This is a genomic window from Dietzia lutea, assembly GCF_003096075.1.
Classification (GTDB): Bacteria; Actinomycetota; Actinomycetes; order Mycobacteriales; family Mycobacteriaceae; genus Dietzia; species Dietzia lutea.
Map to the genome: position 1 here is coordinate 1,456,495 of NZ_CP015449.1, position 24,030 is coordinate 1,480,524.

The following is a 24,030-nucleotide window of genomic DNA, read 5'->3' on the forward strand; positions in this document are numbered from 1 at the left end:
GAGCGGGATGACGGAGACGACCCACACAGCCGGCGCGGCCGCTCGGGACCTCGACGTGCGCGGGCTCGCCGGCGCACGCGTGCTCGTCCTGGGCGCGGGCGTGTCCGGGCCGGGCGCCGTGCGCATCCTCGACGCGCTGGGTGCCGAGCCCGTGGTCGCCGACTCGCGCCCCGAGGCGATCGGGCGCCTGCGGGAGGCGCTGCCGGACGGCGTCGCGTGCGAGGGCGTCGACCTCGACCGCGCTGCCGAGCTGCTGGCCGCCCCGCGCGGGCCGGTCGGCGGGGCCGGTGGAGCCGGAGGGGTCGACCGGATCGGTATCGACCTGGTCGTGACCAGCCCGGGCTGGCGGCCCGGCTCGCCTCTGCTGGTCGCCGCCGCCGACGCCGGGATCGGCGTGTGGGGCGACGTGGAGCTGGCGTGGCGCGCCGACGCCGCCGAGTTGTTCGGTCCGCGTCGCACGTGGCTCGCGGTGACCGGCACCAACGGCAAGACCACCACCACCTCGATGCTCGAGGCGATCTGCCTCGAGGCGGGCATGGCGGCGCGCGCGTGCGGCAACATCGGGCTGCCGGTGACCGACGTGCTGCTGGCCGAGCCGCGCGTGGAGGTGCTCGCGGCCGAACTGTCGAGTTTCCAGCTGCACTGGGCGCCGAGCTGCCGGCCGGACGTGGGCGTGGTGCTCAACGTCGCCGAGGACCATCTCGACTGGCACGGGTCCATGGAGGCGTACGCCGCGGCCAAGGCGCAGGTCCTGACCGGCCGGGTGGCCGTGGCCGGCGCCGACGACGAGATCGCCGCGCGCCTGCTCGCCGACGCGCCCGCCGCGACGCGTATCGGGGTGCGCCTCGGCGCGCCCGCCGCGGGGGAGTGCGGCGTGGTCGACGGCGTGCTCACCGCGCGGATCGGCGCGGGTGGCGGCGATTCGGGCGACGTCGGTGACGACGGCGACGATCGCGATGACGACGACGAGGTGGCGCTGCTGCCGGCCGCGGACGTGCGCCCGGCCGGGCCCGCGGGCGTCCTCGACGCACTCGCCGCCTCGGCCGTGGCCATGTCCGTGGGCGCGCGGGCCGAGCACGTGGCCGCGGCCCTGCGCTCGTTCACGGTGGGCGCCCATCGCGCCGAACCGGTCGGAGTCGTGGACGGGGTCACCTACATCGACGACTCCAAGGCCACCAATCCCCACGCCGCCCGCACTTCGCTGCTCGCGGGCGGGCCGATGGTGTGGATCGCCGGCGGACTGCTCAAGGGCGCCGACGTCGAGCCACTGGTCGCCGAGGTCGCCGATGTCCTGCGCGGGGTGGTCCTCATCGGTCGCGACCGCGGGCGGATCGCCGGGGCATTGGCCCGACACGCGCCGACGGTGCCCGTAGTGGAGCTGGCCTCGGGAGACGATGACGACGCTGCGGGTCCCGACGAGCCGCAGCAGACGATGGACCGCGCGGTCGCCGAGGCCGCGCGGATGGCCACCGGAGGCGACACCGTGTTGCTCGCCCCGGCTGCCGCGTCGATGGACATGTTCACCGACTACGGCCACCGGGGGCGCAGCTTCGTCCTCGCCGTCGGCCGCGTGGCCGGGAGGTAGGGGCTATGGCACTGCGAGACAAGGCACCTCACGACCGGGCCGACATGGCCGGCGGGCCCGACAGGGCCGAGAGCGCCGACCGGGCCGATCGGCCGGACCTGCTCGGGCGTATCGCCGCGCCCCTGGCCGCCATCAGCCGGGCGCCCCTGACCTCGTACCACGTGGTCATGGTGGTCACGGCCCTGCTCACGGTCATCGGCCTCGGCATGGTGCTGTCCAGCTCCAACGTGCTGGCGTTCTCCGGCGGCGGCACGCCGTTCGACATCTTCCTGCGCCAGGCGCTGTTCGTCACAATCGGTTGGATCGGCTTCCTCGGGGCGCTGCGCGTACGGGCCGAACTGGTTCGCGCCGCGGCGTTCCCGCTCCTGCTGGTGTCCACGGGGTTGCTGGTGGCGGTGTTAATACCGGGAATCGGGATGGAGATCAACGGTTCGCGCGGGTGGATCAACCTCGGGTTCTTCGCCATCCAGCCGAACGAGATCGCCAAGTTCGCCCTCATCATCTGGGCGTCGTCCGTGGTCGCCAAGCGCATGCGGACGGGCTACTGGCTGGACCTGCTCTTCCCGGCGGTCGTCGGGTACCTCGTCGTGGCGGTCCTCGTCGTCGTCGCCCCGGACCTGGGCATGGCGACCTCGGTGACCATCGCGTTCCTGTGCATCCTGTGGTTCTCCGGGTACCCCGCGCGGCACTTCGCGTGGGTGATCGCCGTCGGTGTCGTCGTCTTCGGCGTCCTCGCCGTGGCGTTCGCCTACCGCTTCGAACGGATCCGCACCTACCTCGACACGTTCCGCGGGGACTTCTCCAACCCCCAGGGCGCGGCGTACCAGTCGTACCAGGGCATGCTCTCCCTGGCCGACGGCGGACTGTTCGGCGTCGGCCTGGGCCAGTCCAGCGCCAAGTGGTTCTACCTGCCGGAGGCCACCAACGACTTCATCTTCGCCATCATCGGCGAGGAGCTCGGCTGGTTCGGCGCCGCGGTCGTCGTCTCGCTCTATCTCACCCTCGGCTGGGTGGGCATGCGGATCGCCATGCGTTCGGTGGACCCGTTCCGCCGCCTGCTCGCCGGCACCATCTCCGCGACGATCGTCCTTCAGGCGTTCATCAACATCGGCTACGTCGTGGGACTGCTGCCGGTGACCGGCCTGCAGCTGCCGCTCATCTCCAACGGCGGTACCTCCGCGGTCGTCACGCTCACCTCCCTCGGGCTGCTCGCCAACTGCGCCCGGCACGAGCCGGAGGCCATCTCCGCGATCCTCAGCTCCCCGAACCGCCGCCGGCACCGGTGGTTCGCCCTGCCCGACCCGCGCCCCTACAGGCTCGAGCGACCCGTCCCCGCTTCGTCGGCGCCCGGTCGCTCGAGTGAGGGCGCCCGGCGGTACGGCGACCCCGTCACGCGCCGTCAGCCGGCCCGACCCGGCGGGCCCGCGCCGCGTGACCGGGTCGCCGGCGCCCGCCGCTCGGCCCAGCCGGCCCCCGTGCCGCGTCCGCCGCGCGGTGCACAGCGGCCGCCGGCGTACGAGACCATGCCGATCCCGGCCGACGCCGCCCGCGAGCGTCGGCGCGGCGCGACCGCGATGACCGGCCGCACGGCCCGGCCCGTCCGCGGACGTGAGGCCGAGCGCCGCCAACCGCGCCGCCCGGCCCCCGACGCCGGGGGCCGCCAGAGCCCCGGCGCCGGCCGGCCCAGCCCCATCCACCGGGGACGCGAGCGATGAGCGCGGCACCCGCCGGCGGCCCCTCGGTCCTCGTGGTCGGCGGCGGCACCGCCGGCCACATCGAGCCCGCGCTCGCCGTGGGGGAGGCCGTCACCGCCCTCGACCCGACCGCACGCGTCACGGCCGTGGGCACCCCGCGCGGCCTGGAGACCGACCTCGTCCCGAAGCGGGGCGTGCCACTCGAACTGGTCGACCCCGTCCCGCTGCCGCGCAGTGTCGGCGGCGACCTGGTCCGCCTGCCCGGGCGTCTCGTCCGGGCCGTGCGCGGGGCACGCGAGGTGTTGCGGCGCACGGACGCGGACGTCGTCGTGGGCTTCGGCGGGTACGCCTGCGTGCCCGTGTACCTCGCCGCGGCCGCGCCACTGCGTCCCGCGTCCGGGGGCGCGCGTCGCCGCGTGCCCATCGTCGTCCACGAGGCCAACTCGCGCGCGGGGATCGCCAACAAGCTCGGCGCGCGGTTCGCCGTCGCGACCCTCGCCGCGGTCACCGGGTCGGGGCTCGACGCCCGCGTCGTGGGCAACCCCGTCCGGCGCGCCGTCGCGACCCTCGACCGCGCGGCTCTGCGGGCGCAGGCCCGCGCGACCTTCGGACTGGATCCCGACGGGCCCGTCCTGCTCGTCGTGGGCGGCTCCCAGGGCGCGCGGTCGCTCAACACCGCCATGGCGGCCGTCGCCGAGGAGTTCTCCCGGGCCGGCGTGGGCGTCCTGCACGCGGTCGGTCCGAAGAACGTCGACGACGCCCCGGTCGTACCGGCCGGCGGCGCGCCGTACCTGACCGTGCCCTACCTCGACCGCATGGACCTGGCGTACGCCGCCGCCGACCTCGTCCTGTGCCGGTCGGGCGCCATCACCGTCGCCGAGGTGTCCGCCGTCGGGTTGCCCGCGGTGTTCGTCCCGCTGCCCCACGGCAACGGCGAGCAGGCTCTCAACGCCCGCGACCTCGTCGCCGGCGGCGCGGCCCTGCTCGTGGAGGACGCCGACCTCACGCCCGACCACCTCCGCTCGGAGGTCCTGCCGCTCGCGCTGGACCCTGACCGGCTCCAGATGATGTCCGAGGCCGCCGTCCGCGGCGGCTCGCGAGACGCGGCGGAGGTCGTGGCGCGCATCGCGCTGGACGCCGCCGGAAAGGCCCCGCGTTGACCACCACCACCCCCGGCACCGACTCCGTGCCGGCCACGCTCGAGCGCGTCCACATGATCGGGATCGGCGGCGCGGGCATGTCCGGCGTCGCGCGGATCCTCCTCGATCACGGCGTGGCGGTCTCCGGCAGTGACGCCCGCGACTCGGCCGACCTGCGCGCGCTGGCCGACCGCGGCGCCGTCGTGCGTGTCGGCCACCACGCCGACGCCCTCGAGGCCCTCGACTCACCACCGCAGATCGTCGTGGTGTCCAAGGCGGCGATCCCCGCAGACAACCCCGAGCTCGTCGCGGCGCGGGCCGCGGGCATCCCGGTCGTCACCCGGTCGCAGGTTCTCGGGCGCCTCGCCCGGGCGGGCCGCTCCATCATGGTGTGCGGTACCCACGGGAAGACCTCCACCACCTCGATGCTCATCGCGGGCATGCTCTCCGCCGGGTCCGACCCGTCGTTCGCGGTGGGCGGCACCGTCCTGCAGTTCGGCACCAACGCGCGCGGCGGCGCCGACCCCGTGTTCGTGGCCGAGGCCGACGAGTCCGACGGCTCCCTCGTGCACTACGAGCCCGACGTCGTGATCCTCACCAACGCCGAACCCGACCACCTTGACCATTTCGGCACCGCCGAGGCGTACTACGAGGTCTTCGACACCTTCCTCGCCCGCATCCCGGCCACGGGCGCGCTCGTGGTGTGCGTCGATGACGAGGGTGCGGCCGAGCGCGCGCGTCGGGCCGCGGCCGCGGGCGTCCGTGTGGTGGGGTATCGCACCGCCGACGGCCCGATGACCAATCTGCCGGTGGCGGGGGAGCTCGCGGGGATCACCGTCGACTCCCACGGCACGCGCGCCCGGCTCACCCTCGACGGCGAGTCGCAGGGGGAGCTGCACGTGGGCACCCCGGGCGAGCACATGGCGCTCAACGCCCTCGCCGCCCTGCTCGCCGCCCGCGAGGTGGCCGGGTCGGACGGTCTGGACGCGGACGGGTTCCTCGCCGGTCTGTCCGGGTTCGGCGGAGTGGGTCGACGCTTCGAGCCCAAGGGCGAGGCCGCCGTCGGTGACGGGCGGGCGCGTGTCTACGACGACTACGCCCACCACCCCACGGAGGTCGCCGCGGTGCTCGGCGCCGCGCGGGAGATCGTCGAGGCGGACGGGGGTCGGCTCGTCGCGGTCTTCCAGCCCCACCTGTACTCGCGCACCCGGCTCTTCGCCGAGGAGTTCGGCCGCGCGCTGTCGCTGGCCGACGAGGTGGTGGTCCTCGACGTCTACGGGGCGCGGGAGCAACCCGAGCCCGGCGTCGACGGCGGACTCATCGCCCGGAACGTCACCGCGGACGTCCACCACGTGCCCGACCTCGACAGCGCGCTGGCGACGGTCACCGGGATCCTCCGGCCCGGCGACGTGGTGTTCACCCTCGGCGCCGGCGACATCACCACCCTCGGCCCGCGGATCGTCGCCGGTGGGGAACCGTGAGGAGGGCCGCGCGGTGACCGACGAGCCCGGCGTTCCTCGCGACCGCGACGACCGCGACCCCGACGGCCACGACACACCCGAGGATCGCGGAGTGCCCGGCGGTGTCGGTGACCGTGGCGTCCCCGGAGGCCCGGACGCCGAGCGCGCGCCCGGTGCGCCGGATGTCGCCCCCGACGCGGACCGGCCGGGGGCCGAACCCGGGCCGCCGCTCACCGAGGCGCCCACCGAGGCGCCGGCGTCGGACACCCCGCCCACCGACGACCCGGACCGCCGGCGCGCCGCGGCCGACCTGCGCCGCTCCGACGAGCGGGTCCGTCACTCCGACCCGGCCGTGCGCGCCCGCCTGCGGCGCCGCCGTCGGCGGACCAACCGGATCTACGCGGGGCTCGGCATCGCGTTGGTCGTGGTGCTGCTCGGCTACATCGCGCTGTACTTCCTGCCGGTGTTCTCCGTACGAGAGGTGAGCGTCGAGGGCACCCGGACGATCCCCGCGGAGGTCGTCACCGAGCGCGCGGCCGTCGCACCGGGTACACCGCTGCTCCAGGTCGACACCCACGCGGTCGCCCGGCGCGTGGCGGGCATCCCGCGCGTGGATCAGGTGACGGTCAAGCGGGACTACCCGTCGGGACTGCGGATCGAACTCGTCGAGCGCACCGCCCTCGTGGTGGTGGAGGTCGACGGCGAGCAGCGTCTCGTGGACGCCCAGGGCATCGACTTCGGCCCGGGCGAGGTCCCGCCGGGGACGCCGGTGCTCACGGTGGGGGAGGACGCCCGCGGCGAACTGCCGGCGGTGGTCCGCGACCTGGCGACGGTGTTCGCCGAGGTGCGCGGCACGGCCGGTCAGGAGATCACCGCCGTGGAGGTCGACACCCCCGCGTCGATCGTGCTCACCCTCGCCGACGGTCGGGTCGTCGAGTGGGGAGCGGCCGGCCGCGACCGGGAGAAGGCCGTGGCGTTGCAGATGGTGCTCGAGCAGCCGGGACAGATCTGGAACGTGTCCAACCCGGCCCTGCCGACGTCCCGCTAGAGCGCCGCCGACGGCCCGGTACGCACGACACGCCCGCGAGCCTCGTGGACGCGCGGGGCCGGTAGCCCTACCGTGGTGTTCCGACGGCAGAAACCGCCTCTGACCAGCTAGTTTAACCCTCAACTAGAGGGTGAGACTTCACGGTCCACGGAACGTTTCGTCGAGACAGCACGCAACCGAGCACGACACCCCCATAGGAAGGCCGGGCCTCGATGAGCTCACCCCACAACTACCTCGCAGTCATCAAGGTCGTCGGCATCGGCGGCGGCGGCGTGAACGCGGTCAACCGGATGATCGACGAGGGACTCAAGGGCGTCGAGTTCATCGCCGTGAACACCGACGCGCAGGCCCTCCTCATGTCCGACGCCGACGTCAAGCTCGACGTGGGCCGCGAGCTCACCCGCGGGCTCGGCGCGGGCGCCGACCCCGAGGTGGGCCGCAAGGCCGCCGAGGACCACAAGGACGAGATCGAGGAGGTGCTCAAGGGCGCCGACATGGTCTTCGTCACCGCCGGCGAGGGGGGCGGCACCGGCACCGGCGGCGCGCCCGTGGTGGCGGCCATCGCCCGCAAGCTCGGCGCCCTCACCGTGGGCGTGGTCACGCGTCCGTTCTCGTTCGAGGGCAAGCGTCGCGGCGGCCAGGCCGACGCCGGCATCGACGCCCTTCGCGAGGCCTGCGACACGCTCATCGTGATCCCCAACGACCGCCTCCTGCAGCTGGGCGACGCGGGGGTGTCGATGATGGAGGCGTTCAAGACCGCCGACGAGGTGCTGCTCAACGGCGTGCAGGGCATCACCGACCTCATCACCACGCCCGGCGTCATCAACGTCGACTTCGCCGACGTCAAGGGCGTCATGTCCGGCGCCGGCAGCGCGCTCATGGGCATCGGCTCCTCGCGAGGGGAGGGCCGCGCGTTCAAGGCCGCCGAGGCCGCCATCAACTCGCCGCTGCTCGAGACCACGATGGAGGGCGCCAAGGGTGTCCTGATGTCGATCGCCGGCGGCAGCGACCTGGGGCTGTTCGAGATCAACGAGGCCGCCTCCCTCGTGCAGGAGGAGGCGCACCCCGACGCCAACATCATCTTCGGCACGGTCGTCGACGACTCCCTCGGCGACGAGGTCCGCGTCACCGTCATCGCCGCCGGGTTCGAGGGCGGGTCGCGCCCGGTCACCGCCGGTGCCGCCCAGCCGCGCCGCGGCCGCCATCACCTCGACGACGACGAGTCGGTCCCCGGCGCCTCCGGCGACACCGGCGGTGCCTCGGAACTCGGATCGACGCCCCTCGGCGGTCGCGGTCGCGAGGAGTCGGCCTACGCGGGCTCCGGCGGGTCGTCCGCGAGCTCGACGGGCTCGTCCTCGTCGTCGTCCCGTCGCCGCGACGAGGACGACGACATCGACGTCCCGCCCTTCATGCGGCACTGACGCGCCGCCCCGTGACGCCCAACGGCACGGGGCGCGTCCGCCGGGTGGTCACCGACCGCCGCGGCGGCGCGTCGACCGGAGACTTCGACTCGTTCAACCTCGGCGACCACGTCGGTGACGCCCCCGCCTCCGTGGCCGCCAACCGCGCGCGGCTCGCCCGCCGACTCGGCCTGCCCGCGACGGACATCGTGTGGATGGACCAGGTCCACGGCACCCGGATCGCCCGCGTCACCAGGCCGACGGGCGGGCCCGTCCCCGCCACGGACGGACTCGTGACCGACCGGCCGGGCCTCGCGCTGGCGGTCCTCACCGCCGACTGCGTCCCGGTGCTCGCCGCGGACGAGCAGGCAGGCGTGATCGGGGCGGTGCACGCCGGCCGCGTGGGCGCGGTCGGCGGGATCGTCCCCCACCTCATCGGCGCGATGGCCTCGCTCGGGGCACGTCCGGAACGGATCACCGTGCTCCTCGGCCCGGCGGCAGCGGGGGAGCACTACGAGCTGCCCGACGACCTGGCAGACGAGGTCGAGGCCGCCCTGCCCGGCAGTCGCACCCGCACCGTCGCCGGCACCGCGGGCGTGGACCTGCGCAAGGGCATCACCCGCCAGCTCGCCGGGCTCGGCGTGACGCGCGTCGACTCCGACCCCCGCTGCACGATCGCCGAGCAGTCCCTGTTCTCCTATCGTCGACAGGGGCGGACCGGGCGCCAGGCCAGCGTGATCTGGCGGCAGGTGTAGCAGGCCGGGCCGGCCGACCCGCCGGACCGGGAGACGAAAGGGCGAACATGACCGACACCAGGGCCACAGAACTCGCCGCGCGGCTGGCCGAGACCCGTGAACGCGTGGACGCGGCGCGGGCGGCCGCGGGCCGGACCGACGAGGTCGACCTCGTCGTCGTCACCAAGTTCCATCCCGTCACCGACGTGCTCCACCTCGCCCGCCTCGGGGTGCGCGACGTCGGCGAGAACCGGGTGCAGGAGGCGGCGGGCAAGGTCGACGACCTCGCCGCCGCCGACGCCGGGCTGGCGGCGGCGGTGCGCTGGAACATGGTCGGACACATCCAGTCCAACAAGGCCGCCGCCGTGGCCGGGTGGGCCGACCGGGTGCACTCGGTGGACTCCGAGAAGGTGGCGAACGGGCTCGAGCGCGGCCGCGCCCGGGCCGCCGACGAGCGCGACGGCGTCACGCCCCTGCCCGTCCTGCTCCAGCTGAGCCTCGACGGCGACACCTCGCGCGGCGGGGTCACCCGCGAGGACCTGCCGGCCCTGGCCGACCACGTCGCCGGACTCGGGCACCTCCGTCTGGCCGGGCTCATGGTGGTGCCCCCGCTCTCCGGCGATCCCGCCGCCCACTTCGCCGACGCCGCCGAGGTCGCCGCCGCCCTGCGGCGCCGGCACCCCGACGCCGTCGAGTTCTCCGCGGGCATGTCCGGAGACATCGAGGAGGCGATCGCGGCAGGTTCCACCTGCGTGCGTGTCGGAACGGCGATCCTCGGCCCCCGACCAGTAGTTTGAGATCCAGCCTCGCGGGGACACCCGCCCGCGAAGAACACGCCCGCGACGACCCCGTTACCAGGAAGGTCCCGGAAGATGAGCGCAATCGCCCGGTTCAAGGAGTACTTCGGAATGGCGCCCGTCGCGGCGTACGAGGACGAGTACCTGGACGACTACGACCGCCCCGTCCACCACGACGCGCGCGTCGGCCGCGGCATGCACGACACGGACGACCTCGGCCCGGTCGCCCGCGACCGCCGGGACGACTACGGCTACGCCGCCGACCGGTACCTCGACGAGCCCGCGCCCCGCTCCCGCGTCGCGGACCTCGACCCCGTCGACGAGCGCCCCGCCGCCCGCCGTGCGCCCGTCGAGGAGCCGGCCCCGCGCCCCCGCCGCTACCACGCCGCCGAGGCCGGCGCGCGCGCCAACCTCCGCGGTGTGCCCGCCACCCGCGGCGCCGTCGCCCTCGCGCCGGAGGAGGACTTCGTCGAGGACGGTCTCGTCACCGTGCCCGAGACCGTCGTCGAGCGCCCCCGCGGCTTCGGTGACGGCAAGAGCCTCGGTGAGCACTTCCGCGCCGGACGCGCCGTCGTCCTGGACCTGTCCACGATGGCCTCCGGCGACGCCCGCCGCATGGTCGACTTCGCCGCCGGCCTCGTCTTCGGCCTCGACGGCCGCATGGAGAAGGTCGCCGACCGCGAGCGCACCTTCCTCCTGCAGCCCGCCGGCATGGACCTCACCGAGGCCGAGGTCCGCGACGCCGTCAACGGCGCGTTCCGCCGCTGACCGACCGGCCCGTCGGCGGGGACGGGGTGCCCTCGGGCGCCGCGGCGGCCCGGGACAGTAGTGTTGAAGCGTGACGTTGATTCTGCTGGTCCTCTATTACGTGGTCGAGGTCTTCTGGTTCCTGCTGCTGGGCCGGATCGTGGTGGAGATGATCGCCTCGTTCTCCCGCAGCTGGACGCCGAGGGGCGTCCTCGCGGTGGTGCTGGAATGGCTGTTCACCATCACGGACCCGCCGGTCAAGGCGCTGCGCAAGGTCATCAAGCCGGTCCGCCTCGGCCAGGTCTCCCTGGACCTGTCGGTTCTGGTCCTGTTCATCATCCTCATGGTGCTGCGGGTCGTCATCCTGGCCTTCATCTAGAGCGACCGGGCCGCTCGGCGGCCGGCACAGCGGCCCCGGCTCACCGACCCGGACCACGGCCGCTGGTGACGCGCGGGCCGGTTGTGACTAGATTGGCCACCGTTAAGGTAGTAATGAAGTCGTGGGTCCGGTGCGAGAACGCCGGGCCGGCACCCGAGACGACCACGAGGGGTATCCCATGCCGTTGACACCAGCCGATGTGCACAACGTCGCGTTCTCCAAGCCACCGATCGGCAAGCGTGGCTACAACGAGGACGAAGTCGACCAGTTCCTGGACCTGGTCGAGACGGAGCTCGCGGAACTCGTCTCGGACAACGAGGACCTCCGGCAGCGGGTCGAGGAGCTGACCCGCGACCTCGAGAAGGCGCGCAAGGCCGCCGACGAGGCCGGCAAGTCCTCCGGCGGCGGATCGGGTGCCGCCGCCCCTGCCGCCCCCGCCGCGCAGGCCCAGGCGCCCACCCCCGCGCCGACGCCCGCCCCGGCCCCGGCTCCCGCGCCCACCACCCCCGCTCCCGCCGCCGCGACCCCGTCGCTCAGCAAGAGCGAGGACGACGGCGCCGCGAACAACGAGACCCACCTGCGCGCCGCCCGCGTCCTGGCCATGGCCCAGGAGATGGCGGACCGTCTGACCGGCGAGGCCAAGAAGGAGTCCGACGGGCTCATGGCCAAGGCCCGCAGCGAGTCGGACCGCCTGGTCGGCGACGCCCGGACGCAGTCCGAGAAGCTGGTCAGCGACGCAAAGTCGCAGTCCGAGAAGATGGTCGGCGACGCCCGCCGCGAGGCCGACAAGCTCCTCGCCGAGGCCAAGAGCAAGTCCGACGGCATCGTCAAGGACGCCCAGGCGCGCTCCGAGCAGCAGGTCAAGGAGGCGCAGGCGAAGGCCGACGCCCTGCAGGCCGACGCCGAGCGCAAGCACACCGAGATCATGGCCACCATCAACCAGCAGCGCGGCGTGCTGGAGAGCCGGATCGATCAGCTGCGCACGTTCGAGAAGGACTACCGCAGCCGCCTCACCAGCTACCTCGAGAACCAGCTCGCCGAGCTCGGCAAGACCGGCTCCGCCGCCCCGGCGGCCCCCGCCGACGCCGGTGCCGCCGGTGGCGCCGCCGATCAAGCGACCAAGAAGGACGGCGGCCACCGCGCCGACTGACCCACCACGCGTGACGCGCCCGATCCGCGCGGCGCGAACGGTCCCCGCCCCTGCCCAGGGTGCGGGGACCGACGTATATTCAAAGCACGAGGTGCGCGCCACGGTGCGTGGCGCGCATCCCCTGTCACCACGCACCGCACCAGGAGGCACGGATGCTCGTCGCCGCGCTCGGACTGACGATCCTCGGCTTCGGCTTTCTCGTCGCCGCGGTCGCGACCGGTCAGATCGGGTGGGCCTGGGCGTGCATCGTCGTGGGAGCCCTGGGGCTGTTGCTGCTGGTGATCGACCTCATCCAGGGGCGCGGTGACCGCGACATCCGCACCCGAGAGTCCTCGGGAGAGGCGGACGTCCGGGCCGACGGGTAACATCGGACACCGTCCGGCCCCGAGCCGGACGCGCGATGATCCGGCCATCACCGGGGAGCGCTCGGAAGAACGGCACGGCCCCGCTTTCGGGGTCCGCTCAGTAGAACCGAACGGGGGAGCCCGTCACAGCCCGACCCACGAGTGGGCGTCGCACGTCGTCGCCAAACGGGGTGGTACCGCGGACGGTGGCGCGCTGGGCGCTGCCGGATCGTCCCCGAGCGCAGGCCTGACCGGCCCCACGGATGCGAACTCGTGCGGGCCCCGTATGCGAGGAGTCCGCCCCATGAGCACCGAGCCCGTGAACCGCGAGTCCGCCGACCCGGCGTCCGGCGACGCCGAGGCCGGCGCCACCGGCAGCGCGTACCCGATCGTCGACCTCACCGGCGGCGCCACGTCACAGACCCCCTCGTTCCCAACCCTCGAGGAGACGGTCCTCGCCCGCTGGGACGAGCGCGACACCTTCCGCGAGTCCATCCGCAACCGGGCGGACGCGGAGGAGTACGTCTTCTACGACGGCCCGCCCTTCGCCAACGGCCTGCCCCACTACGGCCACCTGCTCACCGGCTACGTCAAGGACGTCATCCCGCGCTACCGCACCATGCGCGGCTACAGGGTGGAGCGCCGCTTCGGCTGGGACTGCCACGGACTGCCGGCCGAGCTGGAGGCCGAGAAGCAGCTCGGCATCACCGAGAAGTCCCAGATCCTCGAGATGGGCCTGGCCGAGTTCAACGCCGCCTGCGAGAAGTCGGTGCTGCAGTACACCGACGAGTGGGAGGAGTACGTCCACCGCCAGGCCCGCTGGGTGGATTTCGAGAACGACTACAAGACGCTCGACATCGACTTCACCGAGTCCGTCCTGTGGGCCTTCAAGCAGCTCTACGACAAGGGCCTCGTCTACAAGGGCTTCCGCGTCCTGCCGTACTCCTGGTACGAGCAGACGCCGCTGTCCAACCAGGAGACCCGGCTCGACGACGCCTACAAGATGCGCCAGGACCCGGCCGTCACCGTGGGGCTGCCGCTCGAGGCGCCGCAGGACAGCCCGTTCCACGGAGCCGAGGCCCTCGTGTGGACCACGACGCCGTGGACCCTGCCGTCCAACCTCGCCGCCGCCGTGCACCCCGAGATCGACTACTCGGTCGTGCGGGTCAACTCGGGGCCCTTCGCCGGCCGCGCGTTCGTGCTGGCCGAGGCGCGCCGCGGCGTCTACGCGGCCGAGTTCGGTGACGACGCCGAGGTCGAGACCACCGTCAAGGGCTCCGAGCTGGTGGGCCTGCGCTACACCCCGCCGTTCGACTTCTTCGCCGGGCACCCGAACTCCCATGTCGTGCTCGCGGCCGACTACGTCTCCACCGAGTCCGGTACCGGCATCGTCCACCTGGCCCCGGCCTTCGGTGAGGAGGACAAGGAGGCCTGCGACGCCGCGGGCATCGAGCTCGTCATCCCGGTGGGCCCGGACGGCAAGTTCACCTCCGAGGTGCCGCCGTACGCCGGCCAGCTCGTCTTCGACGCCAACGCCCACATCTCCCGCGATCTGCGGTCGGCGGGCCGGCTGCTGCGGCACGAGACCATCGAGCACTCCTACCCGCACTCGTGGCGTTCGGGGCAGCCGCTCATCTACATGGCGCTGCCCGCGTGGTTCGTCAAGGTCTCCGCGTTCCGGGACCGCATGGCGGAGCTCAACCGCGAGCACATCACGTGGATGCCCGAGCACGTGCGTGACGGCCAGTTCGGCAAGTGGCTCGAGGGTGCGCGGGACTGGAACATCAACCGCAACCGTTACTGGGGCGCGCCCATCCCGGTGTGGGAGTCCGACGACCCGGCCTACCCGCGCGTGGACGTGTACGGCTCGCTGGACGAGCTCGAGCGGGACTTCGGCGTCCGGCCCACGGACCTGCACCGGCCGTACATCGACGAACTGACCCGACCCAACCCGGACGACCCGACGGGCAAGTCGACCATGCGGCGTGTCGCCGACGTCTTCGACTGCTGGTTCGAGTCCGGGTCGATGCCGTTCGCTCAGGTCCACTACCCCTTCGAGAACAAGGAGTGGTTCGAGACCCACAACCCGGGCGACTTCATCGTCGAGTACAACGGGCAGACCCGCGGCTGGTTCTACACCCTGCACGTGCTGGCCACCGCCCTGTTCGACCGCCCGGCGTTCACGCACGTCGCCGCCCACGGCATCGTCCTGGGCAACGACGGGCTCAAGATGAGCAAGTCCAAGGGCAACTATCCGGACGTCAACGAGGTGTTCGCCCGCGACGGCTCGGACGCCATGCGGTGGTTCCTCATGAGCTCGCCGATCCTGCGGGGCGGCAACCTCGTGGTGACCGAGCAGGGGATCCGCGAGGGCGTCCGCCAGGCCATGTTGCCGCTGTGGAACTCGTACAGCTTCTTCCAGCTGTACGCCTCCCGCCGGGCGACGTGGCGCACGGACTCCCAGCACGTCCTGGACCGCTACATCCTGTCCCGGCTGGCCTCGACCCGCGACGCCATGACCGAGGCCCTGGACGCCACGGACCTCGCCGCCGCGTGCGACGAGCTGCGCCTGTTCGCCGACGCGCTGACCAACTGGTACGTGCGTCGGTCGCGGTCCCGGTTCTGGGCGGGCGAGGACAGCGGGCAGGACTCGAGCGACGCGTTCGACACGCTGTACACGGTGCTGGAGACGACCATGCGGCTCGCCGCGCCGCTGCTGCCGCTGATGAGCGAGGTCGTGTGGACCGGGCTCACCGGCGAGGAGTCGGTGCACCTCGCGGACTGGCCGGCCGCGGACGAGCTGCCACGCGACGCCGCGCTGGTCGAGGCGATGGAGGCCGTGCGCGACGTGTGCTCGACCGTGTCCTCGATCCGCAAGGCCAAGCACCTGCGGGTGCGTCTGCCGCTGAACTCGCTCACCGTGGCGATGCCGGACGCCCAGCGGCTCGAGCCGTTCACCGGCATCATCGCCGACGAGGTCAACGTCCGTGAGGTCCACCTGACCAGCGACGTGGCCGCGCACGGCCGGATGGAGCTGGCGGTCAACGCCCGCGCCGCCGGCCCGCGGCTGGGCAAGCAGGTCCAGGCCTGTATCAAGGCCGCCAAGACCGGCGACTGGGCCGAGGTCGGCGGGGTGGTCAGCGCCGGTGGCATCGAGCTGCAGGAGGGCGAGTACGAGCACCGCCTCGTCGCCGCCGATCCCGAGTCGACGGCCGCGCTGCCCGGTGGCGCCGGACTGGTGGTGCTGGACCTGACGGTCACCGAGGAGCTCGAGGCGGAGGGTTGGGCCAAGGACCGCATCCGCGAGATCCAGGAGGCGCGCCGCGCGGCCGGGTTCGACATCTCCGACCGCATCCGCGTGCGGATGGCCGTGCCGGCCGATCGCCGGGAGTGGGCCGATCGGCACGCGCAGCTCATCGCCGCCGAGGTGCTGGCGACCGACTTCGCGGTGGTCGACGGCCTGAACGCGGCCGAGGGTGACGCGGTGGAGCTCGCCGAGGGCGTCCGGATGACGCTGGCCCGGGTCTGATCGGCCCGGACCCGACCCTGGCGGACGCGGTCGTGATCCGACGGAGGCGGCGGTGACCGACGGGCAGGACCGTTGGGTCCTGCACGTCGACATGGACGCGTTCTTCGCCTCCTGCGAGCAGCTCACCCGGCCGACCCTGCGGGGTCGGCCGGTGCTCGTGGGCGGACAGGGCGGCCGCGGCGTGGTGGCGGGATGTTCGTACGAGGCGCGGGCGTTCGGGGCGCGGTCGGCGATGCCGTCGCACCAGGCCCGGCGTCTCGTCGGCCCGTCGGCGGTGTTCGTCTCGCCGCGGATGCCGGTGTACCGCGCGCTGAGCCGCCGGGTGTTCGAGGTGTTCGCCGAGCACGCGCCGGTGGTCGAGCAGGTGTCCGTGGACGAGGCGTTCCTCGAGCCGCCCGAGCTGCGGGGAGCGGACGTGGACCGCACCCGGCGGTGGGCGCAGGATCTGCGGGCGGCGATCCGCGAGGCCACGGGGCTGCCGGCCTCGGTCGGTGCGGGGGCGGGCAAGCAGTACGCCAAGATCGCCTCGGAGCTGGCCAAGCCGGACGGGGTCACGGTGGTCGCGCGCCGCGATCACGAACGGGTGCTGCACCCGCTGCCGGTCCGGAGCCTGTGGGGCGTGGGCCCTGTGGCGGGGGAGCGGCTGGCGCAGTTCGGGGTCACCACGATCGGGGACCTGGCGGCGATGGACGACGACGACGTGGCGCACGCGCTCGGCAAGACCGTGGGCCCGGCGATCGCCCGGATCGCGCGGGGGTACGACGACCGGCCGGTGCACGAGCGGGCCGAGGCCAAGCAGATCAGCGCGGAGAGCACCTTCGCCGCCGACCTGACCACGCCCGGCCAGGTGACCGCGGCGGTGCGACGGGCGGCGGAGGCCGCGCACCGGCGGCTGCTGCGCGACGGGCGTGCCGCCCGCACGGTGACGGTGAAGGTCAAGCGCTCGGACTTCACGTCAATCAGCCGTTCGTACACGCTGCCGGAGGGCACGACCTCGCTCGAGACGATCATCGCGGTGGCCAGGTCCCTGGCGCCGGATCCGGTGGACTTCGGCGCGATCCGCCTCCTGGGCGTGGGGGTGGCGGGCCTGACGGACTTCCACCAGGACGCGCTGTTCGAGCAGGAGTTCACTCTGGGTGCGCGACCGGGGGCGGGGGCCGACGACGACGAGGACCTGCCCGACATCGTCGGTGTGGGCACCACCGTGACCACGGAGGAGTCCGAGCCGGCCGATGCCGGGTCGGGGCCCACGGGCGCGGGGGCTGCCGCGGGGACGGGTGAGGGGGAGCTCCCGGCGATCGGGGCGTGGCGCCGGGGCGAGGACCGGCGGTTCGAGACGGGTGCGGACGTGCGTCACCCGGAGTTCGGCCACGGCTGGGTGCAGGGCTCGGGGCACGGGCGGGTCTCGGTGCGGTTCGAGACCGCCGTGACCGGGCCGGGCCGGATGCGCACCTTCGCCGAGGACGATCCGGCGCTCGAGCCCGCGGATCCACTGGATTCCCTGGGCTGGTGACACCCCGGCCGGGCCGCCCGGCCCAGCTGCAGCCGCTCCTGCCGATGGCGTCTCGCGTGCGCGGATGCGCGCTCCGGACCCAGCCGCTCCTCGGCATGGCGTCTCGCCCTCTCCGCGGTGCGCGCGAGACGCCATGGTGACGGGCGGCCGTTCATCCGCTCGACCGGCGCCGCGAGCGGCTGGCGGCCCGGCCGGGCTGCTGGAGGGCTGCCCGTCAGTTGTAGAGGTGGTACCTCGACCACTCGCGTCGGACCCGCGCCGCGGCATCCGCGTCAGCGTCGACATTGACGTCGGCGTCGGCATCGTCATCCGCCCCGTCGGTGACGGACAGGAGAGCGGCCAGCAGGACGCGGGCCTGCCCCGAGCGCAGGTAGCCGGCGGAGAGCACCCCGCGGGCCGCGAGCTCGGCACCGCCGCCCCGGCCGCCGTACGTCGCGGTCGCCTCGCCCCGCGGCACCCGGCTGGAGGCCACCACCACGATGTCGGGTCGGTCCTCGGCGAGTCGGGCCACCGCGTCGGCGACCAGGGGCGGCAGGTTGCCGGACCCCGAACCCTCCAGGACCAGCCCGCGCGCGCCGGCGGCGACGCAGGCGTTCAGGGCCGCGGCGTCGGAGCCCGGCGGGCAGGCGACCACGTCGACCCGGGTTCCGGCGAACCGGGCCCGCCCGGCCAGCGTGGGGCGCTCGAGCTCCGGCGGCAGGTCCTCCACCGGGTGGTCGGGGGAGTTACGGGCGAAGGCGACGGGGTCGGTCGTGTGCCACTTGCGCACGCCGCGGGCCTGCAGGATCGCCCGCCCGAGCACCACGAGGACCCCCAGGTCGCGGGAGACCGGGTCGGCGGCCAACAGCACCGCGTCGAGCAGGTTGGCGGGCCCGTCGGCCTCGGGGTGGTCGGCGGGACGCTGCGCGCCCGTGAGCGCCACGGGCCGCGGGTCCGAATGGTGCAGGTCGAGGGCCATCGCGGTCTCTTCGAGGGTGTCCGTTCCGTGGGTCACGACCGCTCCGGACACTCCCGGGTCGGCCAGGACGTCCGCGACGGTGTCGACGACCAGATCCCACTCGGCGGTGCCGAAGGTAGAGGAGTCGGCGTCCAGGACGGCCCGGGCGCTCACGCGGATCTCGCCGGGCAGCACGGCCCGGAGCTCGTCGAGCATCGCCGCGGTGGCCGGATCGGAATCCCCGGCCACTACTGCGCCCTCGGGCGTCGTGGACGCGGTGATCGTGCCGCCGGTGGTGCAGATCACGATGTGGGGGGTATCGGTGCTGGTCTGGGCGCTGGTCACCCGGTCCACAGTGCTGTGCGGGCGGCTCGTCGTCAAACACCCGGGCCGCCGACGATGGAACAATGGCCGACGAGTGTTCGTTGGGCCGGTGACACGGCCCGGAGCCGGGACCGGCTCGGCGCCGGATGCCCGGTGCCCCTCATCTCGACGAAAGGACCCCGCGTGAGTCTTCGACGGACCATCGCCGCTCTCTCCCTGACCGCTTTCGCCATGGGTGGTCTCGCCGCCTGTGGGGGTGGAGACGATGAGCGCGAGACCGCACCCGCGCCCACCACGAGCGCGCAGGAGACCGCCACCGTGCCCACCGCCGCGGAGCTGACCGGGCTCCTCGACCGGGCGTCCGACCCCGCGGTTCCGGTGGAGGAGAAGGTCGACCTCGTCGAGGGGGGTGCCGAGGCGCCCGAGATCTTCGACCAGATCGCCGCCCTCAAGGCCGAGCAGGGCGCCGGCGTGACGATCACCGGCGTCGCGGAGGGCGACATCCCGGGCACGCTCATCGCCAACGCGGTGATCACCCAGCCGGGCCAGGAGGACATCAACGTCCAGGCGCAGTTCATCAACCAGAACGGCCAGTGGCAGCTGCAGAAGTCCTTCGCCTGCGCGCTGATCACCAACGCCGGGCTCCAGCCGCCGGCCACCTGCGCCGCTGCCTGATCCGGCGACCGCCGGGCGCCGCGCCGGCGCCGCGGATCGCGGGCTGACCACCGCCCCCTGTCCGCCGGGCGCAGCGCCGGCGGTCAGCCCACCGTGCGGAAGCTCAGGCCCGAGTCCTCCTCGTAGGTCGACCGTCGCCCGGAATCCGGGTCGACGTACGCGGTCCGCGTGGAGGACTCGGTCGTTCCGCCCACCGGCAGGGCGGCCCGCAGGTCGACCGTCAGCTCGCCGGAGCCGGAGACCTCGTAGGACTCCACGTCCAGGGTGACGCCCGGCCCGCCGTCGGGCGCGGGCGCGGTGAGGGTGTCCTCCGGATCGGGTGCCTCGGTGCGTGCCCGGACGGTGGCCACGTCGCCGTCGAGCTCCACCAGCTCGTAGGTGGTGACCCGGGTCGGGGCGACCGCGTCGTCGACCTGCCGGGTGACCGTCCACCGCGCGCCCACGCCGATCTCCTCGGAGGGGAACGCGACGGTCGCGTCCGAGATCGCGTTGGCGGTGATCTCCACGCCGGCGCGGGCGGCGTCGGTCGCACCTGCCGGCGCCGCCAGTGACAGCTCGCGGATGACGCCGTCGGCGCTGCGGGTCCACGTGACGGTGAAACCGGGCGCGGTGGCGAACTGTGCGGATCGGCGGTCGTCGACGGAGGTGAACTCGCGCGCGGTGACGGTGGCCCGCTGTGCGCCGTCGACGTCCGGTTCGGAACGCCCCTCCAGGGTGAGTGTCTGTTCCGGCGTGTCGTCGACCCTCGGCTCGGAACCCGGCACCTCGGTGCGGGCGGTGGCGGCCCGGGTCACGGCCACGACCGCCGGTTCGAGCGACGGAGCGTAGGCCAGCACCCGCCGCTCGCCCTGCCCGGCGTCCACCAACTCGACGGTGGGGGCGGGCCCGGGGTCGACGCTCACCTCGGGCTCGAGCGCCTGCGCGTCGGGGTCCGCGGCGGCCCCCGCCCCGGCGGACGTCCCCTGCTCCGTGGCGGCGGGATCGGCGGCGTCGTCGTCGGCGCACGCGGCGGTGCCGGCCACGAGGGTGGCCGCCAGCGCGGCGGCGAGAAGGCGCCGACCGGAGCCGCCGCGGCCACCCCGTCCTCGGTCGCCGCCACGCTCGCGGCGGGCGGGTCGGGAGGGGCCGGGGGTGACGGTCGATCGCGGGTCCACGGCCCCGAGCCTAGAGGGTCGCCCGCCCGTCGCTGCCGGGGTCGCCCACCCGCAGCCGCCGGGCCGGCGACGTCATCAGGGATACTGGGCGGCATGACGGAGACCGACGGCACGCGGCCTGACGCCGCGGGAGCGAGCACACCCGGACCTCGGGCCACCGCGCCCGGGTACTTCCGCGCCGGGCCGGCGGTCATGCTGGCGATCGCTGCGGTGGTGATCCTGGTCGATCAGGTCACCAAGGTGCTCGCCGTGGTCAACCTGGAGAACGCCCGCCCGATCGAGCTCGTGGGTGACACGGTGCGGTTGGTGCTGCTGCGCAATCCGGGTGCCGCGTTCTCGATGGGCACGGAGTCGACTGTCGTGCTCAGCATCGTCGCCACCGTCGTGGTGCTGGGGCTGCTGTGGTTCTCCCGCCGCGTCCACTCGACGTGGTGGGCGTGGGGCCTCGGCCTCATCCTCGGTGGCGCCGCCGGCAACCTCGTGGACCGCTACTTCCGGGCGCCCGGGATCCTGCAGGGCCACGTCGTGGACTTCATGTCCGTGGGCTGGTGGCCGGTGTTCAACGTCGCGGATTCGTGCCTGGTCGCCGGCGTGATCGTGGTGGCCGTGGCGGTGCTGCGCAACATCGACTTCGACGGCTCGCGCGTGTCGGAGGAGGACGCGGCCGATGGGTGAGCTCCGGACCTTCCCCGTGCCGGACGGCCTCGACGGCATGCGCGTCGACGCCGGTGTCTCGCGGCTTTTGGGCATCTCGCGCACCGCGGTGGCGGATCTCGCCGGGGAGGGCAAGGTCCTGCTCGACGGCCGCACGGTGGGCAAGTCCGACAAGCTCACCGGGATGTCCTGGATCGAGGTCGAGATGCCGGAGCCGCGGGCCGAGCCGGCCGTGGTCGCCGAGCCGGTCGAGGGGATGGCGGTCATCTACTCGGACGCGGACATCGTCGTCGTCGACAAGCCCGTCGGCGTCGCGGCGCACGCCTCGGTCGGCTGGACCGGTCCCACGGTGATCGGCGGCCTGGCTGCCGCCGGGTACCGCATCTCCACCTCCGGCCCGCCGGAGCGCAAGGGGATCGTCCACCGCCTCGACGTGGGCACCTCGGGCCTCATGGTGGTGGCGGCGTCGGAGCGGGCGTACACACTGCTCAAGCGGGCCTTCCGCGACCGGACCGTCGACAAGACCTACCACGCCCTGGTGCAGGGCCACCCGGACCCGCTCTCGGGGACGATCGACGCGCCCATCGGTCGGCACACCTCGAACGACTGGCGTTTCGCGGTCACCTCCGACGGCAAGCCGTCGATCACGCACTACGACACCCTCGAGGCGCACCAGTCGGCGACGCTGGTCGAGGTGAAGCTCGAAACCGGTCGCACTCATCAGATCCGCGTGCACTTCTCGGCGCTGCACCACCCGTGTGCGGGCGACCTCACGTACGGCGCGGACCCGGTCCTCGCGCGGCGTCTGGGGCTCGAGCGGCAGTGGCTGCACGCCGTGGGCCTGGGCTTCGAACATCCGGGCACGGGGGCGCGCGTGGACTTCACGAGCCGGTACCCCGACGACCTGCAGCACGCGATCGACGTCCTCCGCGACGCATGACCGGCGCCACGCGGCTGCTGCGGGCCGCCGGCGTGGGGGTGGTGATCGTCCTGGCGCTGGTGACGATCCTCACCGCGCTGCGCACCGAGCTCCCGCGTACTCCGGGGGTGATGAGCGACGCCCTGGGACCCGACCCCGGCGAGCGCGTCGGTGACTACCTTGAGCGCGCGGCCGCCTCACTGGTCACCGTGGGCGGCGGGCCGGACGTCCCGGGGGGACCGGGTGACGACGGCGACGACGACGAGGGCCGCGCCCCCGCCCCCGACGCCCACCGCTGGGCCCTCGTGAGCGCGGGTGAGGCGTGGTCGGTCGCCGAGGCCGCCGGCGCGGTGCGGGGTCTGCCGCGCGTCTCGGGGCTGTCCGTGCAGGTGCCGGTCGAGGGCGTCGCGATGCCCGTCGCCGGCGTGGCGCTCGCCGAGCCGGTGGCGGGGGAGACCGGGCGCGAGGCCGTGTTCGGCCGGGGCCTCGAGCAGGTGACTGCGCGGCTGGACCCGGGGGCGACGGCCTCGCCCGCCACGCCCGGGGGCTCCGCCATCGACCCTGCCCTCGACCCGGACACGGCGCCGGCCCCGACCGACCGGGCCGCCGCGGCCGCCGCGCTCACCGCGTCCCGCATCCGGGCGGGGGAGCCCGCGATCATCGGCCTGCTCGTGCGCGGCACGACCGGACAGCTGCGCGCGGTGGCCGATGCTCCGGGAGTGCGGGTGGTGGAGGCACTGCCGCCCGACGCGGTCTACGAGCGCTTCGCCGTCCGGCCCCTGCTGCCGCAGCAGGTCGACGCCGCCCTGCCGCTCCCGGACGACGCCCCCGTACCCCCCCGCCTGACCGGCCACCGCGGGCGGCCGGGGCTAGGGTTGCGCCGGTGAACGGTGAGGCGGCAGGGGAGAAGGACAGGACGGTCGTCGTCGGCATGGCGGCCGGTGTCGCGGCATACACGCTGTGGGGGTTCTTCCCCGCCTTCTTCCCGCTGCTCGAGCCCGCCGGGGCGGTCGAGATCCTCGCCCACCGGATCGTGTGGTCGTTCGTCGTCATGGCGATCGTGGTCACGCTGCTGCGCGGCTGGGGGCGGGTGCGCGCCGTGGACCGTACCTCCTGGGCCCGCATCGGGGGTGCGGCCGTCTTCGTCTCGGCCAACTGGGGCGTCTACGTGTACGCGGTCAACTCCGAGCGGGTCACCGAGGCCGCCCTGGGATACACCATCAACCCGCTGGTCAGCGTGCTGCTGGGCGTGATCGTCTTCCGCGAACGCCTCACCCGCCCACAGTGGCTCGCGGTGGCCCTCGCCGTCGTCGCAGTCGGCGTCCTCACCGCCGGATACGGTCACTTCCCGTACCTGTCGGTGATCCTCGCGGTGAGTTTCGGCCTGTACGGCGTGTTCAAGAAAAAGCTGCGCGTGGACCCGGTGACCGGGATGCTCGGCGAGGTGGCGGTCACGACGCCCGTCGCGGTGGCGTTCCTCGTCTGGCCGGGGGTCACCGACGCGGGCACCTTCACCGGGCACGGTGCGGGGCACTCCGCGCTGCTGGCCGCCTCCGGCCTGGTCACCGTGGTGCCGCTGCTGCTGTTCGCCGTCGCCGCGCAGCGCATCCCCCTGGCCACCGTGGGCATGCTGCAGTACATCGTCCCGGTGCTGCAGATGGCGTGGGGACTGCTCGTCGTGGGCGAGCGACTCGACGCCGTCCAGTGGGTGGGCTTCGCGCTCATCTGGACCGCCGTCATCGCGTTCACGCTGGCCGGTCGCACGCCGCGCGCGGCCCGTCCTGGGGGTTCGAGGACTGTCGGTGATCCGACCTAGACTGTGGCGGACGAGTCCGTAGGAGGAGTGCT

General features: G+C 73.8%; 21 protein-coding genes. 19 read left to right on the forward strand and 2 right to left on the reverse strand.

Translation table 11 applies throughout. The annotated features are described in order from the left end of the window. Positions 1-7 precede the first annotated feature (7 nt). The 14 genes from murD to A6035_RS06630 all read left to right on the forward strand — a co-directional run bounded on the left by murD (position 8) and on the right by A6035_RS06630 (position 17,519). Positions 8-1,585, forward strand: coding sequence for a UDP-N-acetylmuramoyl-L-alanine--D-glutamate ligase (gene murD, locus A6035_RS06565; RefSeq protein WP_108847119.1), 1,578 nt, complete (start codon positions 8-10; stop codon positions 1,583-1,585). 5 nt (positions 1,586-1,590) lie between these two features. Continuing rightward, positions 1,591-3,300, forward strand: a complete 1,710-nt coding sequence (ftsW, locus tag A6035_RS06570) for a putative lipid II flippase FtsW (RefSeq protein WP_108847120.1) — start codon at positions 1,591-1,593, stop codon at positions 3,298-3,300. After that, positions 3,297-4,439 carry an undecaprenyldiphospho-muramoylpentapeptide beta-N-acetylglucosaminyltransferase gene (gene murG / locus A6035_RS06575; RefSeq protein ID WP_108847121.1) on the forward strand — a complete coding sequence of 381 codons (1,143 nt, stop codon included), beginning with the start codon at positions 3,297-3,299 and terminating at the stop codon, positions 4,437-4,439. Before ftsW ends, murG begins: the two co-directional genes overlap by 4 nt. 53 nt (positions 4,440-4,492) lie before the next feature. Beyond that, positions 4,493-5,899, forward strand: a complete 1,407-nt coding sequence (gene murC / locus A6035_RS06580; protein ID WP_244192592.1) for a UDP-N-acetylmuramate--L-alanine ligase — start codon at positions 4,493-4,495, stop codon at positions 5,897-5,899. A gap of 13 nt (positions 5,900-5,912) precedes the next feature. After that, positions 5,913-6,926, forward strand: a complete 1,014-nt coding sequence (locus tag A6035_RS06585) for a cell division protein FtsQ/DivIB (protein ID WP_244192561.1) — start codon at positions 5,913-5,915, stop codon at positions 6,924-6,926. 212 nt (positions 6,927-7,138) lie between these two features. Continuing rightward, positions 7,139-8,347, forward strand: coding sequence for a cell division protein FtsZ (gene ftsZ / locus A6035_RS06590; protein ID WP_108847123.1), 1,209 nt, complete (start codon positions 7,139-7,141; stop codon positions 8,345-8,347). Positions 8,348-8,358: 11 nt separating this feature from the next. Then, complete coding sequence (gene pgeF / locus A6035_RS06595; RefSeq protein ID WP_162533988.1) at positions 8,359-9,081, forward strand: peptidoglycan editing factor PgeF; 723 nt, start codon at positions 8,359-8,361, stop codon at positions 9,079-9,081. A 47-nt stretch (positions 9,082-9,128) separates the two neighbouring features. After that, a complete protein-coding gene (locus A6035_RS06600; protein ID WP_108847124.1) occupies positions 9,129-9,857 on the forward strand; it encodes a YggS family pyridoxal phosphate-dependent enzyme in 729 nt (242 codons plus the stop codon). A 75-nt stretch (positions 9,858-9,932) separates the two neighbouring features. Continuing rightward, positions 9,933-10,625: a cell division protein SepF gene (locus A6035_RS06605; protein ID WP_108847125.1), complete on the forward strand. Its 693-nt coding sequence runs from the start codon at positions 9,933-9,935 to the stop codon at positions 10,623-10,625. A gap of 70 nt (positions 10,626-10,695) precedes the next feature. Beyond that, the gene (locus tag A6035_RS06610) at positions 10,696-10,983 is read left to right on the forward strand and encodes a YggT family protein (RefSeq protein WP_108847126.1); all 288 of its coding nucleotides are present in this window, start codon (positions 10,696-10,698) and stop codon (positions 10,981-10,983) included. A 178-nt stretch (positions 10,984-11,161) separates the two neighbouring features. Then, complete coding sequence (locus tag A6035_RS06615) at positions 11,162-12,133, forward strand: DivIVA domain-containing protein (RefSeq protein ID WP_108847127.1); 972 nt, start codon at positions 11,162-11,164, stop codon at positions 12,131-12,133. Between the two features lie 152 nt (positions 12,134-12,285). Further along, complete coding sequence (locus A6035_RS06620; RefSeq protein WP_108847128.1) at positions 12,286-12,498, forward strand: hypothetical protein; 213 nt, start codon at positions 12,286-12,288, stop codon at positions 12,496-12,498. Between the two features lie 283 nt (positions 12,499-12,781). Then, on the forward strand, positions 12,782-16,006 hold the full coding sequence (gene ileS / locus A6035_RS06625; protein ID WP_208635566.1) for an isoleucine--tRNA ligase: 3,225 nt from the start codon (positions 12,782-12,784) through the stop codon (positions 16,004-16,006). A 52-nt stretch (positions 16,007-16,058) separates the two neighbouring features. After that, the gene (locus A6035_RS06630; RefSeq protein ID WP_108847129.1) at positions 16,059-17,519 is read left to right on the forward strand and encodes a DNA polymerase IV; all 1,461 of its coding nucleotides are present in this window, start codon (positions 16,059-16,061) and stop codon (positions 17,517-17,519) included. Positions 17,520-17,733: 214 nt separating this feature from the next. Here A6035_RS06630 and A6035_RS06635 read toward each other — a convergent pair whose 3' ends face one another. Then, the gene (locus A6035_RS06635) at positions 17,734-18,801 is read right to left on the reverse strand and encodes an asparaginase (protein WP_244192562.1); all 1,068 of its coding nucleotides are present in this window, start codon (positions 18,799-18,801) and stop codon (positions 17,734-17,736) included. A gap of 162 nt (positions 18,802-18,963) precedes the next feature. Here A6035_RS06635 and A6035_RS06640 point away from each other — a divergent pair, with 162 nt between their 5' ends. Beyond that, the gene (locus A6035_RS06640; RefSeq protein ID WP_108847131.1) at positions 18,964-19,455 is read left to right on the forward strand and encodes a WKL family lipoprotein; all 492 of its coding nucleotides are present in this window, start codon (positions 18,964-18,966) and stop codon (positions 19,453-19,455) included. A gap of 83 nt (positions 19,456-19,538) precedes the next feature. On the opposite strand, the gene A6035_RS06645 is transcribed toward A6035_RS06640, so the two are convergent. Further along, positions 19,539-20,609: a hypothetical protein gene (locus A6035_RS06645; RefSeq protein ID WP_244192563.1), complete on the reverse strand. Its 1,071-nt coding sequence runs from the start codon at positions 20,607-20,609 to the stop codon at positions 19,539-19,541. A 93-nt stretch (positions 20,610-20,702) separates the two neighbouring features. Between A6035_RS06645 and lspA the strand changes: the two genes are divergently transcribed. Genes lspA through rarD form a run of 4 tightly spaced genes read left to right on the forward strand, consistent with a single transcriptional unit; the run spans position 20,703 to position 23,998 of the window. Then, positions 20,703-21,284, forward strand: coding sequence for a signal peptidase II (gene lspA, locus A6035_RS06650; protein WP_108847132.1), 582 nt, complete (start codon positions 20,703-20,705; stop codon positions 21,282-21,284). Next, the gene (locus A6035_RS06655) at positions 21,277-22,203 is read left to right on the forward strand and encodes an RluA family pseudouridine synthase (protein ID WP_108847133.1); all 927 of its coding nucleotides are present in this window, start codon (positions 21,277-21,279) and stop codon (positions 22,201-22,203) included. Before lspA ends, A6035_RS06655 begins: the two co-directional genes overlap by 8 nt. Then, complete coding sequence (locus tag A6035_RS06660; RefSeq protein ID WP_244192564.1) at positions 22,200-23,069, forward strand: hypothetical protein; 870 nt, start codon at positions 22,200-22,202, stop codon at positions 23,067-23,069. Before A6035_RS06655 ends, A6035_RS06660 begins: the two co-directional genes overlap by 4 nt. Next, on the forward strand, positions 23,066-23,998 hold the full coding sequence (gene rarD / locus A6035_RS06665) for an EamA family transporter RarD (protein ID WP_108847134.1): 933 nt from the start codon (positions 23,066-23,068) through the stop codon (positions 23,996-23,998). Before A6035_RS06660 ends, rarD begins: the two co-directional genes overlap by 4 nt. Positions 23,999-24,030: the final 32 nt, after the last annotated feature.

Coding starts and splice junctions, on each gene's coding strand:
- murD (WP_108847119.1), top strand. CDS start 8: ATGACGGAGACGACCCACACAGCCGGCGCGGCCGCTCGGGACCTCGAC.
- ftsW (WP_108847120.1), top strand. CDS start 1,591: ATGGCACTGCGAGACAAGGCACCTCACGACCGGGCCGACATGGCCGGC.
- murG (WP_108847121.1), top strand. CDS start 3,297: ATGAGCGCGGCACCCGCCGGCGGCCCCTCGGTCCTCGTGGTCGGCGGC.
- murC (WP_244192592.1), top strand. CDS start 4,493: ATGATCGGGATCGGCGGCGCGGGCATGTCCGGCGTCGCGCGGATCCTC.
- ftsZ (WP_108847123.1), top strand. CDS start 7,139: ATGAGCTCACCCCACAACTACCTCGCAGTCATCAAGGTCGTCGGCATC.
- A6035_RS06600 (WP_108847124.1), top strand. CDS start 9,129: ATGACCGACACCAGGGCCACAGAACTCGCCGCGCGGCTGGCCGAGACC.
- A6035_RS06605 (WP_108847125.1), top strand. CDS start 9,933: ATGAGCGCAATCGCCCGGTTCAAGGAGTACTTCGGAATGGCGCCCGTC.
- A6035_RS06615 (WP_108847127.1), top strand. CDS start 11,162: ATGCCGTTGACACCAGCCGATGTGCACAACGTCGCGTTCTCCAAGCCA.
- A6035_RS06620 (WP_108847128.1), top strand. CDS start 12,286: ATGCTCGTCGCCGCGCTCGGACTGACGATCCTCGGCTTCGGCTTTCTC.
- ileS (WP_208635566.1), top strand. CDS start 12,782: ATGAGCACCGAGCCCGTGAACCGCGAGTCCGCCGACCCGGCGTCCGGC.
- lspA (WP_108847132.1), top strand. CDS start 20,703: ATGACGGAGACCGACGGCACGCGGCCTGACGCCGCGGGAGCGAGCACA.
- A6035_RS06655 (WP_108847133.1), top strand. CDS start 21,277: ATGGGTGAGCTCCGGACCTTCCCCGTGCCGGACGGCCTCGACGGCATG.
- A6035_RS06660 (WP_244192564.1), top strand. CDS start 22,200: ATGACCGGCGCCACGCGGCTGCTGCGGGCCGCCGGCGTGGGGGTGGTG.